General features: G+C 30.7%; 16 protein-coding genes. 10 read left to right on the top strand and 6 right to left on the bottom strand.

Annotation, left to right across the window (positions count from 1 at the left end):
- Positions 1 to 60: 60 nt before the first annotated feature.
- Together H6553_12840 and H6553_12835 are read left to right on the top strand one after the other, a co-directional pair.
- A complete protein-coding gene (locus tag H6553_12840; GenBank protein MCB9034720.1) occupies positions 61 to 924 on the top strand; it encodes a hypothetical protein in 864 nt (287 codons plus the stop codon).
- A gap of 112 nt (positions 925 to 1,036) precedes the next feature.
- Positions 1,037 to 1,966, top strand: a complete 930-nt coding sequence (locus tag H6553_12835; protein MCB9034719.1) for a methionyl-tRNA formyltransferase — start codon at positions 1,037 to 1,039, stop codon at positions 1,964 to 1,966.
- A gap of 439 nt (positions 1,967 to 2,405) precedes the next feature.
- On the opposite strand, the gene lepA is transcribed toward H6553_12835, so the two are convergent.
- From lepA to truA, 4 genes are all read right to left on the bottom strand, one after another.
- Positions 2,406 to 4,199 (bottom strand): elongation factor 4, encoded by a 1,794-nt coding sequence (gene lepA, locus H6553_12830; protein ID MCB9034718.1) that lies wholly within the window; start codon positions 4,197 to 4,199, stop codon positions 2,406 to 2,408.
- Between the two features lie 161 nt (positions 4,200 to 4,360).
- Positions 4,361 to 4,663, bottom strand: a complete 303-nt coding sequence (locus H6553_12825; GenBank protein MCB9034717.1) for a DUF4286 family protein — start codon at positions 4,661 to 4,663, stop codon at positions 4,361 to 4,363.
- On the bottom strand, positions 4,660 to 6,438 hold the full coding sequence (locus H6553_12820; protein MCB9034716.1) for an ABC transporter ATP-binding protein: 1,779 nt from the start codon (positions 6,436 to 6,438) through the stop codon (positions 4,660 to 4,662). Before H6553_12820 ends, H6553_12825 begins: the two co-directional genes overlap by 4 nt.
- Positions 6,438 to 7,178 (bottom strand): tRNA pseudouridine(38-40) synthase TruA, encoded by a 741-nt coding sequence (gene truA, locus H6553_12815; protein ID MCB9034715.1) that lies wholly within the window; start codon positions 7,176 to 7,178, stop codon positions 6,438 to 6,440. Before truA ends, H6553_12820 begins: the two co-directional genes overlap by 1 nt.
- An 85-nt stretch (positions 7,179 to 7,263) precedes the next feature.
- On the opposite strand from truA, the gene H6553_12810 reads away from it, so the two are divergent.
- Both H6553_12810 and H6553_12805 read left to right on the top strand, forming a co-directional pair.
- Positions 7,264 to 7,671: a DUF4293 domain-containing protein gene (locus H6553_12810; protein MCB9034714.1), complete on the top strand. Its 408-nt coding sequence runs from the start codon at positions 7,264 to 7,266 to the stop codon at positions 7,669 to 7,671.
- Positions 7,672 to 7,892: 221 nt separating this feature from the next.
- Positions 7,893 to 10,160, top strand: coding sequence for an aconitate hydratase (locus H6553_12805; GenBank protein ID MCB9034713.1), 2,268 nt, complete (start codon positions 7,893 to 7,895; stop codon positions 10,158 to 10,160).
- Between the two features lie 289 nt (positions 10,161 to 10,449).
- Here H6553_12805 and H6553_12800 read toward each other — a convergent pair whose 3' ends face one another.
- Entirely contained in the window at positions 10,450 to 11,502 is a 1,053-nt protein-coding gene (locus tag H6553_12800; protein MCB9034712.1) for an IS5 family transposase, read from the bottom strand.
- A 160-nt stretch (positions 11,503 to 11,662) separates the two neighbouring features.
- Here H6553_12800 and tatC point away from each other — a divergent pair, with 160 nt between their 5' ends.
- Positions 11,663 to 12,493, top strand: coding sequence for a twin-arginine translocase subunit TatC (tatC, locus tag H6553_12795; GenBank protein ID MCB9034711.1), 831 nt, complete (start codon positions 11,663 to 11,665; stop codon positions 12,491 to 12,493).
- Here the strand turns inward: tatC and H6553_12790 are convergent.
- Positions 12,477 to 13,172, bottom strand: a complete 696-nt coding sequence (locus tag H6553_12790; protein ID MCB9034710.1) for a lysoplasmalogenase — start codon at positions 13,170 to 13,172, stop codon at positions 12,477 to 12,479. The two genes, tatC and H6553_12790, sit on opposite strands and share 17 nt — an antisense overlap.
- 70 nt (positions 13,173 to 13,242) lie before the next feature.
- On the opposite strand from H6553_12790, the gene H6553_12785 reads away from it, so the two are divergent.
- The 5 genes from H6553_12785 (at position 13,243) to H6553_12765 (ending at position 17,654) form a co-directional block, all read left to right on the top strand.
- The gene (locus H6553_12785) at positions 13,243 to 13,743 is read left to right on the top strand and encodes a hypothetical protein (GenBank protein ID MCB9034709.1); all 501 of its coding nucleotides are present in this window, start codon (positions 13,243 to 13,245) and stop codon (positions 13,741 to 13,743) included.
- Positions 13,744 to 13,863: 120 nt separating this feature from the next.
- Entirely contained in the window at positions 13,864 to 14,421 is a 558-nt protein-coding gene (locus tag H6553_12780) for a hypothetical protein (GenBank protein ID MCB9034708.1), read from the top strand.
- Between the two features lie 116 nt (positions 14,422 to 14,537).
- Entirely contained in the window at positions 14,538 to 15,152 is a 615-nt protein-coding gene (locus H6553_12775; protein MCB9034707.1) for a TetR/AcrR family transcriptional regulator, read from the top strand.
- Position 15,153: 1 nt separating this feature from the next.
- Positions 15,154 to 16,473 carry a TolC family protein gene (locus H6553_12770; protein ID MCB9034706.1) on the top strand — a complete coding sequence of 440 codons (1,320 nt, stop codon included), beginning with the start codon at positions 15,154 to 15,156 and terminating at the stop codon, positions 16,471 to 16,473.
- A gap of 26 nt (positions 16,474 to 16,499) precedes the next feature.
- Positions 16,500 to 17,654, top strand: a complete 1,155-nt coding sequence (locus tag H6553_12765) for an HlyD family secretion protein (protein ID MCB9034705.1) — start codon at positions 16,500 to 16,502, stop codon at positions 17,652 to 17,654.
- The last annotated feature ends 9 nt before the right edge of the window (positions 17,655 to 17,663 follow it).

Here is a 17,663-nt window from a genome sequence, read left to right as displayed (position 1 = left end):
TTTGTCGTTATCAATACTATGTTACAAAAGTTTGGAATTATACTGCTGTTTTTATTATCAATGAATACAGTAAAAGCACAAGTTGCAGCTAATGATTTAGCATTTATTCACTCTATGGAAGATACTTTAATTACTATTGGCGACACTATGATATATTCACCAGTAGAAGCATCTAGATTTATTGCCAGCTATAGAATGATTCGTGGTCTTAAAGCAATTTTAAGTGTTTCAAATTCTTATCAATATCAATTTGATAGTATGTTACCCATTAAAGTACTATATGCTCCAGATAATAAATTTAGAATTATTACTTGGAATGTTATCAGCGATGAGCAATCGTATCGATATTTTGGAGCAATACAAATGAATACAGATACGCTTACACTGTTTCCTTTAATAGATTATTCTGATTATACAGAACAACCAGAAAACAAAACACTCGACAACAACAATTGGTATGGTTGTATGTACTATGATATTATTCCAGTTAAGAAAAAGAAAAAAGGACCAATACAATTTTACACTTTACTAGGTGCTGATGGAAGTGATATTAAATCAAATAAAAAAGTAATAGATGTATTATGGTTTGATGAAGGTCAACCACGATTTGGCTATCCAATACTTAGTATAGACAACAAATTACAATATAGATATGTATTAGAATTTGCAGAAGAAGCATGGGCGACCTTACGATTTGATAAGATAGAAAACAAAATTATTTACGACCATGTAGAACCAAAAGACGAAAATATGGCAGGATTTTTTCCGCAGTATTTACCAGATGGAACTTACGAAGGATTTGAACTCATTAAAGGCATTTGGCATCATATTAATGAAATAGCGTATACCAAAAGAGAAGATGGCGATGTGCCAAACTATCAAAAAACCAAAGGCAAAACACTACGCTACCAAGGCGGAAAATGATTTTCTTCTTAGAATAAACTCATGCTACATCTATTTGTAGTAGTAGATTTATTCAAAATCAATCTAAAATAACAAAGCAGTAGTATCATCTGTTAATTGTATCTTTGCCTATATGCAAAATCCACTAAAAATAGTATTTATGGGAACACCAGATTTTGCTGTTCCATCACTACAAATCCTAGTAGAAAACAACTATAACATTGTAGCAGTAATTACTGCACCAGACAAACCAGCTGGAAGAGGAAAACAAATCAACGAAAGTGCTATTAAACAATTTGCCATACAACACCACTTAAATGTATTGCAACCAACTAATTTAAAAGACAGTGCATTTATAAAAACACTACAAAACTTACAAGCCGATTTATTTATTGTTGTTGCTTTTAGAATGCTACCAGAAATAGTTTGGAAAATGCCAAAACTAGGAACATTTAATTTACACGCTTCGCTTCTACCAAAATACAGAGGTGCTGCTCCAATAAATTGGGCAGTTATTAATGGCGAAAAAGAAACTGGTGCTACTACCTTTTTTTTACAACACGAAATTGATACAGGCAACATCATCTTACAAGAAAAAATTGCCATTACAGATGAAGACAATGCAGGTACAGTACATGATAAATTAATGCTATTGGGTGCAGACTTAGTTCTAAAGACAGTACAAGCAATTGAGCAAAATAATTATACCTTACAACAACAAGACTGGAACGAAAACCTACCACATGCTCCAAAAATTTTTAAAGAAGATGGCAATATTAATTGGCAAGATACGGCTACAAACATTCACAATAAAATAAGAGGTCTATCGCCATATCCAACAGCATATACTACATTACTTAGTAAAAATTTAAAAATATATAAAACAAGAATTACTAAAGATACAAATATAGAACAACATTATATTGCAAACAACATTTATTCTGATGGTAGTTTATTCCTAGCATTTAAAACAGCCGATGATTTTATACTAGTACAAGAATTGCAACTAGAAGGCAAAAAAAGAATGTTGGTACAAGACTTTTTAAGAGGTTTTAAGTTTTAAGTAATTAGACATGCTAGATTCTGAATTTATTTCAGAATCTTTTCTATTAGTAGCATCTTTATCAACAACGCAATCTTTGCTTATTATCTTTTGTTTAGTGCTTTTTTGGTTTTAGATAAAAAAGAACATGACAACCAGAAGCTAAAATTCGTAATGATGATTTTGTTGGAGATGTTTTGCTTTGTTTTCTATAGTAGATGCTGAAATAAATTCGGCAAGTGTTAAGATGCTTTGATTGGTTTTCTAAGTAGATACTGAAACGAGTTCAGCAAGTGTTAAGATGTTTTGATTGGTTTTCTAAGTAGATGCTGAAACGAGTTCAGCATGGCTTGGAGATGCTTCGCTTCGTAAACTTCGCTCATTAGGACAAAATAAGAAAGTCTAAAAATCATGACTCTAACAATCTAAAAATCTTATAAGAAAAATCTTGCTACTTGTATTACTCGTTTAGTTTTAGTACAGCCATAAATGCTTTTTGTGGTACTTCTACTTTACCAATCTGACGCATTTTTTTCTTACCTTTCTTTTGTTTTTCTAGCAATTTTCTTTTTCTGGTAATATCACCACCATAACATTTTGCTGTTACATCTTTTCTGATGGCAGAGATAGTTTCTCTTGCAATTACTTTTGCTCCTATGGCTGCTTGAATGGCAATAACAAATTGTTGTCGTGGTATGAGTTCTTTTAGTTTTTCGCACAAGCGTCTTCCAAAGTCGTATGCTTTGCTTCTATGAATTAACGCAGACAATGCATCTACATTTTCTCCGTTGAGTTTAATATCTAATCGTACTAAATCGCTTTCTCTAAAATCAAACATTTGATAATCGAAACTGGCATAACCTTTAGAAATAGATTTTAATTGGTCGTAAAAATCAAACACAATTTCTGCTAATGGCATTTCAAATTGCAACTCTACTTTTGATGTAGATAAATAAACTTGATTTTTTAATATACCTCTTTTATCCATACATAATTTCATCAAACTTCCAATATAGTCTGGTTGTGTAATAATTTGTGCTTTAATGTATGGTTCTTCTACAAAATCTAAATACGCTGGTTCTGGTAAATCTGATGGATTATTGACCATTAATTTTTCGCCAGATTTGGTATAAGCGTAGTAGGTAACATTTGGAACAGTTGTTAAAATAGATAAGTCGTATTCTCTTTCTAAGCGTTCTTGTACAATTTCTAAGTGTAGTAGTCCTAAAAATCCGCATCTAAAACCAAAGCCAAGTGCTAGTGAAGTTTCTGGTTCAAACACCAAAGAAGCATCATTGAGTTGTAATTTTTCTATAGAATCTCTCAACTCTTCATAATCGTCGTTATCCATCGGATAGATACCAGCAAATACCATTGGTTTTACATCTTCAAAACCTTTTATTGCAGTAGTACAAGGATTGGCAACATGTGTAATGGTATCACCAACTTTTATTTCTTTAGATTGTTTGATTCCTGTGATGATGTAGCCAACATCGCCAGCTTTAATTTCTTGTTTTGGATCTAAGTCCATTCTCAGTACACCAACTTCATCAGCGTAATATTCTTTTTTGGTATTGACAAATTTTACCAAATCGCCTTTTTTTATAGTGCCATTTTTCACTCTAAAGTAAGCAATTACACCTCTAAACTGATTGAAAACAGAATCGAAAATGAGTGCTTGTAGTGGTGCATTTTCATCGCCTTTTGGTGCAGGAATTCTTTCTACAACAGCCGCTAAAATTTCATCAACGCCAATACCTGTTTTTCCACTTGCTTGAATGATGTCTTCATAATCACAACCTATTAAATCAACAATTTGGTCGGAGACTTCTTCAATCATTGCACCATCAACATCTACTTTATTGATGACAGGAATTATTTCTAACCCATTTTCGATGGCTAAATACAAGTTAGAAATAGTTTGTGCTTGTATGCCTTGCGTAGCATCTACAAGTAATAAAGCACCTTCGCAAGCTGCTAAAGAACGCGATACTTCGTAAGAAAAATCGACATGTCCTGGTGTATCAATTAAGTTAAATACATATGTTTTCCCATCTGTATGATGATAGTTCATTTGTATTGCATGACTTTTAATGGTAATGCCTCGCTCTCTTTCCAAATCCATATCATCTAAAGTTTGCTGTTGCAAATTTCTATCATCAATGGTTTTGGTCGTTTCCAAAAGTCTATCTGCCAAAGTACTTTTACCATGGTCTATATGTGCAATAATACAGAAGTTTCTAAAGTGTTGCATGGTGCAAAATTACAATATTAAAAGATTTATTGAATAGTGTATGAAAATAATAATTCGTTAAGCAATTTAGTGTATATATAAATGCCGCTTTGTATTTTATGTTTTCAGATACTCAGCGTCCTCTATGAGTGACTCTGAGTGGAAGAAAGTACTTGAAATAACTATACTTCTTTAAGTACTGTGCTAAAATAAAGTACTTTTTCGCCATATTTGTTGGTGATTTGTTCTAGAAATTTTGGTTCTTTAAATAGTTTATAGTTGTTGAATGCTGCTAAATCATCGAAGTGTATTTGTAATGCATACGAAATATGTTCTTGCGTATCTACATTTTGTAATTCTAGGAAATAAGCATCTTGGCATTCTTTATTGCTTTTTAAATCTAATAAAATAGTAGTTTTAATTTCGTAGATGAAGTCTGTAGCTTCTTTTAAGTCAACCACAAATGTAGTATTGTAAATAATCATACTTTTTCTTTATTAAATTGCATATTATATAATTTCTGATAATATCCATTTTCAATCTGAATTAATGATTGATGATTACCATACTCTTTAATTTCGCCTTTGTCTAACACTAAAATATGATTGGCGTTTTTGATAGTAGACAATCGATGTGCTATAACAATAGCTGTTCTATTTTTAATTAGTGTAGCAATGGCTTCTTGTAGTAGGTTTTCTGTTGCTGTATCTACAGAAGATGTAGCTTCATCTAATATTAATATTTTGGGATTATAGACCAATGCTCTTATGAAAGAAATTAGTTGTCGTTGACCTACCGAAAGTGTAGCTCCTCTTTCTTTTACTTCGTAATCGTAGTTGTTTGGCAACTCCATAATAAAATCATGTGCATTAACCATTTTTGCCGCAGCAATTACTTTATCTTTTGATATATTTTTATTTTTAAGTGTAATGTTGTCATAAATAGAGCCAGAAAACAAAAACACATCTTGTAGTACTGTACCAAAATAAGCTCTTAGTGTTTGTAGTTGATATTCTTTTGCATTAATATTATCAATTAATATTTCTCCTTCTTGAATTTCATAAAAGCGATTTAAAATATTAATCAACGATGTTTTACCTGAACCAGTTGAACCAACGATTGCAAGTGTTTCTCCAGCATTTACTTGAAAGTTAATGTTTTTTAGTACATAATCATCGTCGTTATAAGCAAACCAAACATTTTTAAAAGCAATGTCGCCTTTAATTTCTTTTGTAGTAATTGTGCCTTTGTCTTCAATTATTTCTTGCGTGTCTAGCAATTTAAATACTCTTTCGGAAGCAATGATTCCCATTTGCAATGTATTGAATTTGTCTGCCAACATACGCATTGGTCGAAATGCCATATTGAGTAGCAAAATAAATTCTGCAAAAATACCAACTGATAAATCTTCTTCTCCCATTATATTTTGTTGCATAATGAGTGTTGCTCCGTACCAAATCATCAAAGCAAAAGATATCGCTAAAATTATTTCTACCAATGGAAAAAATATAGAAAAGTACAATACTGATTTATCATTGGCTGCGTAGTGTTCTTGATTGATTTTTTTAAACTTTTCTAGTTCTCGGTCTTGTGCATTAAAAATTTGAATGATACGCATACCAGAAATTCTTTCTTGCACAAAAGCATTGAGTTCTGCTACTTTATTTCGTACTAAGTGAAAAGATGATTTTACTTTCTCTTTAAAAATATAAGTTGCAATCAATAAAAATGGAAAAACAGTTAAGCAAACTAGCGTTAGTTTCCAGCTTTCAAAAAACATCATACCAATTACAAAGAAAAGTGTAAGAATATCTGTAACTAGATTAATAAATCCATCAGAAAAAATATTATTAATTGTTTCTATATCATTAATTGTTCTAGTGGTAATAATTCCTACTTGTGTTTTATCGAAAAATTTTAGTTTTAATCGTTCTACATGATCGAAAAGTTGAGTTCTTAGTCGTTTCATTACTGACTGACCTAAGAGTGATGAGTAATATCCAAAAGCATATCTAAAGAAAAATTCGAGAATGACTATTGCTATGATTAGTATAGTAATTTTAGTTAATGCATTCATATCATTAATCATGATATATTTGTCAACTGCAATTTGAATTAGTTTAGGTCGTACTGGCGAAATGACTGCAATAAGTAAACCTGTAAACATAGAAATAGCAAAAAGTTTTTTAAATGGATTTGTTAGCGAGAGTATCCTTTTAAAAGTTTGCCAATCTGTAGTTTGTTTTGTTGTATTGCTCATTATATATTATCGTAATCGATTTGCCACAAAAATAAACCTTTTGCTGGTACTACAAGTTTTAGTGGCATTTGTTTTTGTGTTATAAAATTGTCTAGAAATGTTTGTTCTGTCATTTTACGAGTACCAATCATCAATAACGATGCTGTAATTGCTCTTACCATATTTCTTAAAAATCTGTCGGCAACTATAGTAAATATTAGTTGTTCATCTTGTTGCGTCCACAAAGCGTGTTTAATAGTACAGATAGAAGTTTTATTATTACTTCCTTTTTTTTCAAAGCTAGTAAAATCATGCGTACCAATTAATTGTTGTGCTACTTGATTCATTAAGTTGACATCTAACTGATTATTGTGCAACAAAAAACTACCTTCATTCAAAAACGGACTAGCTTTGGTATGTATAAAATATTTATAGGTTCTAGCAGTAGCATCAAATCGTGCATGAAAATGACTATCAACTTGTCGAAGCTGGCTAATAACAACATCGTTATTTAATAATGCATTCCATTGATATAAATGTTTTCCATCTAAGCATTTATCATAATCGAAATGTGCAATATAATGTTTTGCATGTACACCTTTATCTGTTCGTCCACAACCAGTAATTTCTATTTTATGATGTTGGAAAGTATAAAAACAATCTTCTAGATGTTGTTGAACAGACATTGCATTGTCTTGTCTTTGCCAACCACAAAAATTAGTACCTTTATAACTTAATTCTAACACAAAACGCATCGACACAAAAATACGCAATGCTAAATAGAATACTAAATGTATCTTTTAATTATGATATTTATTTTATTTTTGAGGCAGTAAAAAATTCATTATGCAAAGGATTCAGAGTGTATACTTATTTTTAAGCAGTTTAGCTGGTATTTTATTTTTGTTTTTGCCACTTGGAAAAATTAATGAGAGTGAGGTTTTTACTGATGTAAAAGGTATAGACGATGTTATTTTTATAATTCTTTCTTGTGTGATAAGTATTATTGCTTTAGGAAGTATTTTTTTGTTTAGAAATAGAAAACTACAAATGAAAGTAATATTGTTTAATATTTTGTGTAGTCTTGCTTTAGTAGGATATACTGTTTATGTTTTTCTAGGATTTCAAGAAAGTGAATTTAAATTTGGTCCTGCTTTAATTTTACCAGTATTTATCTTAATTTTTAATGTGTTGGCATATATTGGCGTAAAAAGCGATGAACAACTCATTGAGAGCATGAATAGATTGAGATAAGATATTTAAACTAATAAGGTGATTTTATTTCACTACTATAGATATCATTATCTAATACTTGTTGCTGTGTAGATATTATAAGTATGTACTACAAAATAATAATCATCGATCTAATAATCAGCTAAAAATCGTAATACTTACTACTCAATACACACTATTATTATAAAAAATATTCGTACCTTTGCACCAAAATTTGAGTATAAAACTAAAACACAATATTTATGATTTTCGATTTAGATATGATTAAAGAAGTGTATGCTAACTTTGCTACGAAAGTAGATAAAGCAAAACAACACTTAAACAGACCATTAACTTTGGCCGAGAAAATTTTATTTGCTCACTTACACGAAGAACAAGCAATTGAAAACTTTGAAAGAGGAAAATCTTATGTAGATTTTGCTCCAGATAGAATTGCTTGTCAAGATGCTACTGCACAAATGGCATTATTGCAATTTATGCAAGCAGGCAAGCAAAAAGTAGCAGTGCCTACAACAGTACACTGCGATCACTTAATTCAAGCTCGTTTAGGTGCTGAAAAAGATTTACAAGAAGCAATTAATCAAAGCAATGAAGTATTTAACTTTTTAGCTTCGGTTTCAAATAAATATGGTATTGGTTTCTGGAAACCAGGTGCTGGTATCATTCACCAAGTAGTGTTAGAAAATTATGCCTTTCCTGGTGGAATGATGATTGGTACGGATTCTCATACAGTAAATGCTGGTGGTTTAGGTATGATTGCCATTGGTGTTGGTGGTGCTGATGCAGTAGATGTTATGGCTGGTATGCCTTGGGAACTAAAATGGCCTAAATTAATTGGTGTTAAATTAACAGGTAAATTAAGTGGCTGGACAGCTCCTAAAGATGTAATTTTAAAAGTGGCTGGTATCTTAACAGTAAAAGGTGGTACTGGTGCTATTGTAGAATATTTTGGCGAAGGTGCTAAAGCTTTGTCTTGTACTGGTAAAGGTACTATTTGTAATATGGGGGCCGAAATTGGTGCTACTACTTCTACTTTTGCTTATGATGATAGCATGGCTAGATATTTAAAAGCGACTGGTAGAGCAGATGTTGCGGATTTAGCAGATAGCATCAAAGATTATTTAACTGCTGATGCTGGTGTGTATGATAATCCTGAACAATATTTTGATCAAGTAATTGAAATTGATTTATCTACTCTAGAGCCACACTTAAATGGTCCTTTTACACCAGATTTAGCGACACCTGTTTCTGAAATGAAAGATAGATTGAAACACGAAGATTGGCCTAAAGAAGTAAAATGGGGTTTAATTGGTTCTTGTACCAACTCTTCTTATGAAGATTTATCAAGAGCAGCTTCTATTGCTAAACAAGCTGTAGCCAAAGGTTTAAAAACTAAAGCTCGTTTTGGTATCAATCCAGGTTCTGAGCAAGTAAGATTTACGGCAGAAAGAGATGGTTTGCTAAGTATCTTTGAAGATTTAGGTGCAGTTATATTTACCAATGCTTGTGGTCCTTGTATCGGTCAATGGGATAGAGTAGGAGAAGACAAAAATGAGAAAAACAGTATCGTTCACTCTTTCAATAGAAACTTTGCGAAAAGAGCAGATGGTAATCCAAATACTTATGCTTTTGTAACTTCACCAGAAATGGTGGCAGCAATTGCAATTTCAGGCGATTTAAGTTTTAATCCTGCTACAGATAAACTGATTAATGAAAATGGAGAAGAAGTAATGCTAGATGAACCTACTGGTGATGAATTACCACCAAAAGGATTTAGTGTAGATGATCCAGGTTTTATTGCTCCAGTAGAAGATGGCTCTGGCGTAGAAGTTGTAGTTAATCCAGATTCTCAAAGGTTACAGTTATTAGCTGGTTTTGCTCCTTGGGACGGAAAAGATTATACTGGCTTAAAACTATTAATCAAAGCAAAAGGTAAATGTACTACCGACCATATTTCTATGGCTGGTCCTTGGTTAAAATTCAGAGGTCACTTAGATAATATTTCTAACAACTTATTAATTGGTGCAGTTAATGCATTTAACGACAATACCAATAATGTTTGGAATGAAGAAAATGGCGAGTACGATGAAGTACCTGCTACTGCAAGAATGATTAAAGCTAAAGGCGATGCATCTATTGTTTTTGGTGATGAAAATTATGGCGAAGGTTCTTCTAGAGAACATGCGGCTATGGAACCAAGACATTTAGGTGTTAAAGCAGTTGTAGTAAAATCGTTTGCTAGAATTCACGAAACAAACTTGAAAAAACAAGGTATGTTGGCATTGACTTTCGTTAATAAAGACGATTATAACAAAGTTCAAGAAAAAGATACGGTTGATGTTGTAGGTTTAACAACATTTGCACCAGGTAAAAACTTAACCATAGTGTTGCATCATGAAGATGGTACTACCGATTCTTTTGAAGTAGCACATACTTACAATGCACAACAAATAGAATGGTTTAAAGCAGGTAGTGCATTAAACTTAATTAAACAACAAAATAATCAATAATAGCAACGCAGTTTATCCTAAGCGAAGCGAATTATCTATTAAAATGGGTCGGTTAAGAAACTGACCCATTTTTTATTGGATACATTTCGAACTTGTTTCGGAATTTGCGAATAAGCTTATTGAGACCGTTGCAAAAGGTGAAATTTTTGTTTTTTATTTATTATATTAATTAGTTTATATTTGTTATATTTTAATTTGTTTGTTTTATTGGCTTATTTTGTTATTTTTTATCTTTTTTGATTGATTTTTGTTTGTTTAGTACTCTTTTTTTTTACTTTTCTTCGCTTTTTTATGCTTTGGACATAAGTATCCCTGGACTTCTGTATAAATTATATGCTATGGCTTCCATTATGTTTTGTGTGTGCATCTTGGCTATGCCTCTGTATCTTGCTATACCGCCGTTAAACCATCTTTTTATACTGCCAAAAGTGCGTTCTATTTTATATCTGGTTTTGCTTATTAGTTTGTTATAATCTGTTTGGGCTTGTGTTAATGCTTTATTTTTAGTTGCTTTTTTTAATATGTTATTTTTTAATCCTAATGTCTTTAACAATTCATTATTCTTCTCTGATTGATAACCTTTGTCTGCTTTTACTGCTATGTCTTTTGGTAAGTCTGCTGTTTTTAATACCGTTTCTAGATTACTAATTTCATTTACACTTGCTTTGGTGGTTAATACGCCTAATACTAATCCTTCGTTGTCTGTTACATAGTGTTTCTTATAGCCATATTTTAGTTGTTTGCCTCTCTTTATCCATGCTGCTTCTATGTCTACACTTGTACTGTATTTTTTTTCTACCGTCTTTGTTGGTACTTCTTGTGATTGCTCTTGTTGTTGTTGTTGTGCTTCAAGCTCATAATTACTTTTTCCTTTGGGTTTTAATGGTGTTTCTACTATACTGGCATCTACTATAGCTCCTGTCTTTACTAGTATTTGATGTTGTTCTAATTGTTTGTTTATGCTTTTTAATAATTCATCATATGCTCCTGCTCCTGTCATTGCTGTTCTAAATCTGCTTATGGTACTATGGTCTGGTGAGGTTTGGTCTATGGTTAATTCTAAGAAAGAACTAAAGGAGAGGCTGTCATTTATTCTGTCTTCTACTTCGTAATCACTTAGTCCGTACCATGTTTGTAGTAAACAGATTTTGAATAATAACAATCCATCATAACTTGGCTTGCCTGTTGCACTTGTGCCTTTGGTGTAATACTTATCTATTTCTGTACTAATTTGTTGCCAATCTATTAACTGGTTAATTTGTGTAAAGAAAACTTGTTTAACTTTCTTTACGCGTGTATCGCATATACTGTCTGCTAATGTGAGTGGCTTATTTATTTTCATAACTCTAATATACTAAATTATAGTATAACTACTAGCATTATTCTATATTATTTTTTATCACTGCCTTGCAACGGTCTTTTATTATAAGTTTTTTTCTTTATCATTTTATAACTATTCAATCCATAGTAAACCATAAAAATCTACTATTTTTGCAAAGCTAATGCCAAAGAAAGAATTTTTAGAACACGAAAGAGAAATGTCGTTTTTCGACCATGTTGAAGAATTGCGTGGACACATTATTCGTTCTTTTATAGTCGTATTAGTACTAATGATAGTAGCATTTTTAAATAAAAAATTTATTTTCGACTACTTGATTTTTGGACCAACACGAGCAGATTTTCCTACTAATAAATTCTTTTGTTACTTAGGCAATCATCTATCTATATTTTCTAGCTTATGTATGGATGGTATTGAATATAAATTTATAAATACCGATTTAGCAGGACAGTTTATGCTACACTTAAAAACATCGGCAATGGCTGGCGTAGTATTTGCCTTTCCTTATATTTTCTGGGAATTTTGGCGATTTGTAAAACCAGCACTCTACGAACAGGAAATTAAAAATACACAAGGCATTGTTTTTTTTACATCTATCTTATTTGTAATAGGATGTTTGTTTGGTTATTTTATAATAGCACCTTTTTCTATTAATTTTTTATTCAATTATCATGCAATAGATCAAGCAGAAAACTTAATTTCTGTCGATAATTATATTGCCAATATTACAAGTATGGTTATTCCAACAGGCATTATGTTTGAATTGCCTATGCTCATGTATTTTTTAACAAGAATAGGTTTAATAGGTCCAGACTTATTACAAAACTCAAGAAAAATTGCCTATGTAGTAATACTTTTTGTAATAGCAGTAATCACACCACAAGGCGATATGTTTAGCTTAATGTTGGTTTCGTTTCCAATTATTTTATTGTACGAAGCGAGTATAGGCATCTCTAAACGAGTGCACAATAGAACGGTTAACGATTTGGCTTAGCTTTTGCTTCTAATACAACACCATAAGTAATAAGTAATTGTGCTACAATATAGGTACTCATAATAACTAATCTATCTAAAGTAAAATGCTTGTAAAATAATGTAACAGCAATAGTACTATCTGATATTACAAATAAAATAGCACCAATAAATACCAATAGATAAGATGAATTGCTAACAAAACCTTTTCTGTTAAAAGCTAAAATCAACATCGCAATAATAGTAATGGCATAAAGCGTAACAGGAATTTTCATAACAGCTAAATGTGGATATAAAAACCAAAGCAAACCAATTCCATAAATTAAGAAAGGAAGCGAAGTATATGGTTTTGAGGTGACTAAGCTTAAATCTATTTTATTTCTTAAGTCTTTTAAAAAAAGTAAGATGTATTGTATATGTGCAATCAAAAAAGCAGCTAATCCAGCTATAAACAATAATTTTGCAGTCGATTCACTATACTGCTCTCTTGGAAACATCAAGAAAATATCACCTAACCAAGAAAAAAATAAACCAAGAATTAAAAAAATATACCTTTCTCTAATTTTAATTTGACTAAAAGCATAAATCGCCAATAAAGGCATCAAGAAAACTTTTGAAGCCATTATTAGTGTAATATTGTTAGTTGCAGTAACCATTAAATGAAAAACACCAAGGATAATATAAAGTATCAGCCAAATCATTTGATAAAATTAACTAAAATAAATATAGCAAATAATAACTATATTGTACAATTATAATAATTGATTTTGTATGGTTGATCAATCTAAAAATAATAAGGTCGTACTAGTATTTATATTAACAATTTCTGTTTTTATAATCTGGATTTTATCTGTAGTCGTTATTTTTTTTATAGGCAAAGATTGGACAGAAAGAGGAACTATTGGTGATGCCTTTGGCTCTGTAAATGCGTTGTTTTCAGGTTTGACTTTTGTTGGATTATTCTATACTATATTACTACAACGAGAAGAAATAAAAATCAATAGAAAAGAGATAGAACAAAATAGAAAACAATTACTCAGTGCTAATAAAACACAAGTAGAATTGCAACAAATTTTATTAGAACAATCCAATCAAACAAAACTAACAGCCAAACTCAATGCAATGTCAACAGTTATTAATTATTATAATAATCAAATTAATAATGATAAATATTCAGTAGAAATACAAGAAAATGCTAGAGTAAAACGAAGAGCATTAATAAAACAAATAGATAGTATGATTGAAGGTTTGCAAAACTCAGACACAGACTAAATCATTCAATTATTAAAAAGTATAAATTATCACTAAATATTTGTATTTATTCTTTCTAAATGCTTGTTTATATTTAAACTTATAGCTAACTTTAATATACCTATTATAAAATATAAATTTATGCAAATAATTCTGTCAAATTTTAAACTTAAATTAATTGCTTTCGTAATTATTGGAACTTTATTCTTCACTGCTTGTAAAAAAGAGAAAAGTACAGATAGTAAATTAAATCCCAATATTTTATTTCAAGTAGAATATTATAACATGGCTTGGGCTTACACACATTTAGGTATATTTATAGATGAAAATGGTAATGTTTTAAAGTACAATCTAAGCAATAATTATCCTAATAATTGGAAAAGAGTAGATAGTTTAGATTATATAAGCTCAAAAGATTTATTAAGTAATATTAATTTCGCTACAATAGATAGTCAAATTAATGTAGATACTTTATTGCAAAAAGCAACTTTAATTCAAGCAACTATAAATGGAACTCTTTCTGATATTCAATACTTAGGAGCAGATATAGGATTGCACAGTTATTATTGCTACTATTGGGATAGTAATAAAAATAAATATAAAAGACAATTATTATTTGTAACAGGAGATTATCAACAATATAACACTACTGCAGAAGCTATAGAGTTAACTGAATACTTAAAAACAATTACATTTTAAACAGATAATCATACTACTTTTTCACACTTCCCACTTAATGAAAATTTAATTTGGAAATTAAACAATCGTTTAATTAACTTTGTGCATGAATTTAAACAATCGTTTAATTAAATATCATGGAAGTAAAAACAGATAAACGAGAAGAAATTATGAATGTAGCAGAGCAACTCTTTGCTCAACATGGTTTCGATGCGGTTAGTATTAGAGCAATTTCTAAAGCTGCAGATATTAATATTGCTATGATTTCCTATTACTTTGGTTCTAAAGAAAGTTTATATGAAGAAGTCATCTCAAGAAAATTAGTGTCTACCGATTTACTCATTAAAACAGTCAATCAATATGAAAATAGCAAAGAGGCACTATTTAGTATTGTCGATTTATTTATCGATCGATTTTTTGCCAATAGAGAATTTCAAAATATCATCTTTAGAGAAATTGCACTCAGCCAAAGAAAAGAAATGCCAGAGTTCATCACCAAAAAAGTGCATCAAAACTTTTCAATAGTATACGATTTAATTGAAAAAGGCATTCAACAAAAAATATTCAAACCAGTAGATATTGAATTAACAGTCATTGCAATTTTAGGAATTATTCGTTCTTATACTACTTCAGGAAATATTGTTTGTAAAGTAATGAATACCAAAACTTCAGAAACTTTTAACAACAAAAACAAAGAACGATTGAAAAATTTTATCAAAGAATTATTAACTACTCATTTAGATATTAAATAATATGAAAAATAATATTTTAACTATTTTAATTTTAATGTTAATGCACTTTTCAAATGCACAAAGCGTAAAACAATTAAGTTTAAACGAAGCATTTAGTTTAGCAACTCAAAACAGTCATCAACTACAGTTAGACAGCATACAAGCCAATGCCATTAGTATTAAAAAAGAGCAAGTAAAAAATGCTATGTTGCCAATAGTAGGTATTTCTACAGCTTATGCACGATTAAGCGATAATATTCCTGCTTTTGGTTTTGATTTACCAGGTGTTGGAAGTGTTGAAATCAATACCAATGTGCCTAATCAATTTAGAAATCAAGTATCGGTACAACAACCAATATTTCAAGGTTTAAAAAATTGGAATACCATTAAAGCACTCGACCAACAATTAATGGCTACAGATTTTGACAAACTGAAAGATGAAGAAGATTTAAAATTAATGGTAGTTCAATACTATTATCAATTATATATTTTACAACAAAGATTAAACTTATTAGATTCTAATATACTTCAAATTTCTTATAGAGTAGATGAATTAACGAAGCAAAGAGATGCAGGTTTAATTTTAAACAATGATGTAATGCGTGCCGAATTACAAAAAACAAATTTCTTGGTAGAAAAAGTAAATACAGAAAGCAATTTGGCTACTATAAATTACTATCTCAATGTTTTATTAGGTTTACCAACTGATACCAAATGTGTAGTTGCTGCACCAAATATTACTACAACTTCTATTGCAAGTGATGTAGCTTATTTAATAGACGATGCTCAAAAAGACAGAGTAGAATTTAAAGCTCAAGATTTTAGATTGTCGGCTTCTAACTATCAAATTAAAGCAGCTAAAGCAGCGTATATGCCAACGATTAGTGCAGTTGCAAACGGACAGTACAACAATCCAAATCAAAGAGTTTTTCCACTCGAAGCAAAGTTTAAAGCAACTTGGGATGTTGGTATCAGTTTAAATTGGAACATCATGCAATTATATACAGCTCGCTCTGTTGTCAACGATGCAAAGAATCAAAAAGCACAGCTAGAAATTGTAACGAAACAATTAAAAGACAAAGTTGCTACAGAAGTCAATACCAATTATCAAGCATTAAAAGTAGCACAAGCAAAAATTGATTTAGCACAACAGGCAATCGACCAAGCAACTGAAAACAAAAGAATTTTAGACAATCGATTTAATGCACAAGTCGCTTTATTAACAGATGTTTTAGATGCTGATGTCTTTTTATTTCAAGCAAAAACCAATTTATTTAATGCCAAAGCAGATGAAGCAATTGCCTATTATAAATTACAAAAAAGTTTAGGAAGAATAAAATAATATAAATAAGAATAAAAATAATTAAAATGGAAAATACAATCGAAACACCAAACCAAAATCCAACCAAAGAGAAAAAAAGTAAAAAATTAATTTTTACTATTGTTGGAATTGTATTATTACTAGGAGCTGCATTTTTTGCATATAAGAAAATTTCGTATGCAATGCAAAATGAAGATACCGAAAATTCGCAAATTCAAGCAAACATAGTACCTATTGCTCCAAGAATTTCAGGTTATGTTGCAGCAATTTATATTAGCGACAATCAGTTTGTAAAAGCTGGCGATACTTTGATAAAATTAGACGACAGAGATTTAAAAATTAAAGTAGAACAAGCAGAAATTAACTTAGAAAATGCTAAAGCCAATGTAGCAGTTGTAAAAGGAAATATTAGTTCTGCCGATGCTTCTGCCAATGCAGTTTCTTCTTCTGTTGCTACAGCACAAGCCAATATTGCTACAGCACAAGCTAATGTAGAAGCTGCTAAAGTAAGAGCTTGGAATGCCAACGAAAATTTTAAAAGAATTGAACAGTTGTACAATCTTACTTCTGCTACAAAACAACAATACGACCAAGCACTTACCGAAAAACAAGCGGCAGACAACCAAGTAATTATTGCACAAAAACAAGTTACTGTAGCACAAACACAATTAAATGCAGCTAAACAACAAAGCAATGCTTCTAAAACACAAGCCAATAGTATCAATACACAGGTTGATGTTGCTCAAATCAATATTAAACAAAGAGAGCAAGATGTAGCGTTTGCAAAGCTACAACTATCTTATGCTTATGTAATTGCACCTTACGATGGTTATATTGCCAAGAAAAATGTACAAATAGGTCAGTTGTTAAATCCAGGTCAAATCATTTGTTCTATTGTCGATGAAAATAAATTGTGGATAGTAGCCAACTTCAAAGAAACACAAATCGAAAAAATGAAAGTAGGTCAAGAAGTAGAAGTTAAAGTAGACGCATATCCTAAAGCAAAAATCGTAGGAAAAGTAGAGTCAATACAAGCAGCTACAGGTTCTACATTTTCATTGTTACCAGCCGATAATTCTACAGGAAACTTTGTTAAAGTAGTACAAAGAATTCCGGTAAAAATCTTGTTAGATAAAAACCAAGGCAATGACATTCAGTTAAAAGCAGGCATGAATGTAAAAGTTGCTGTAAAAGTTAAATAATTATATAAT

The organism is Chitinophagales bacterium (assembly GCA_020636535.1).
Lineage (GTDB): Bacteria > Bacteroidota > Bacteroidia > Chitinophagales > JADIYW01 > JADJSS01.
This window is presented reverse-complemented; position numbering and strand designations above follow the sequence as displayed.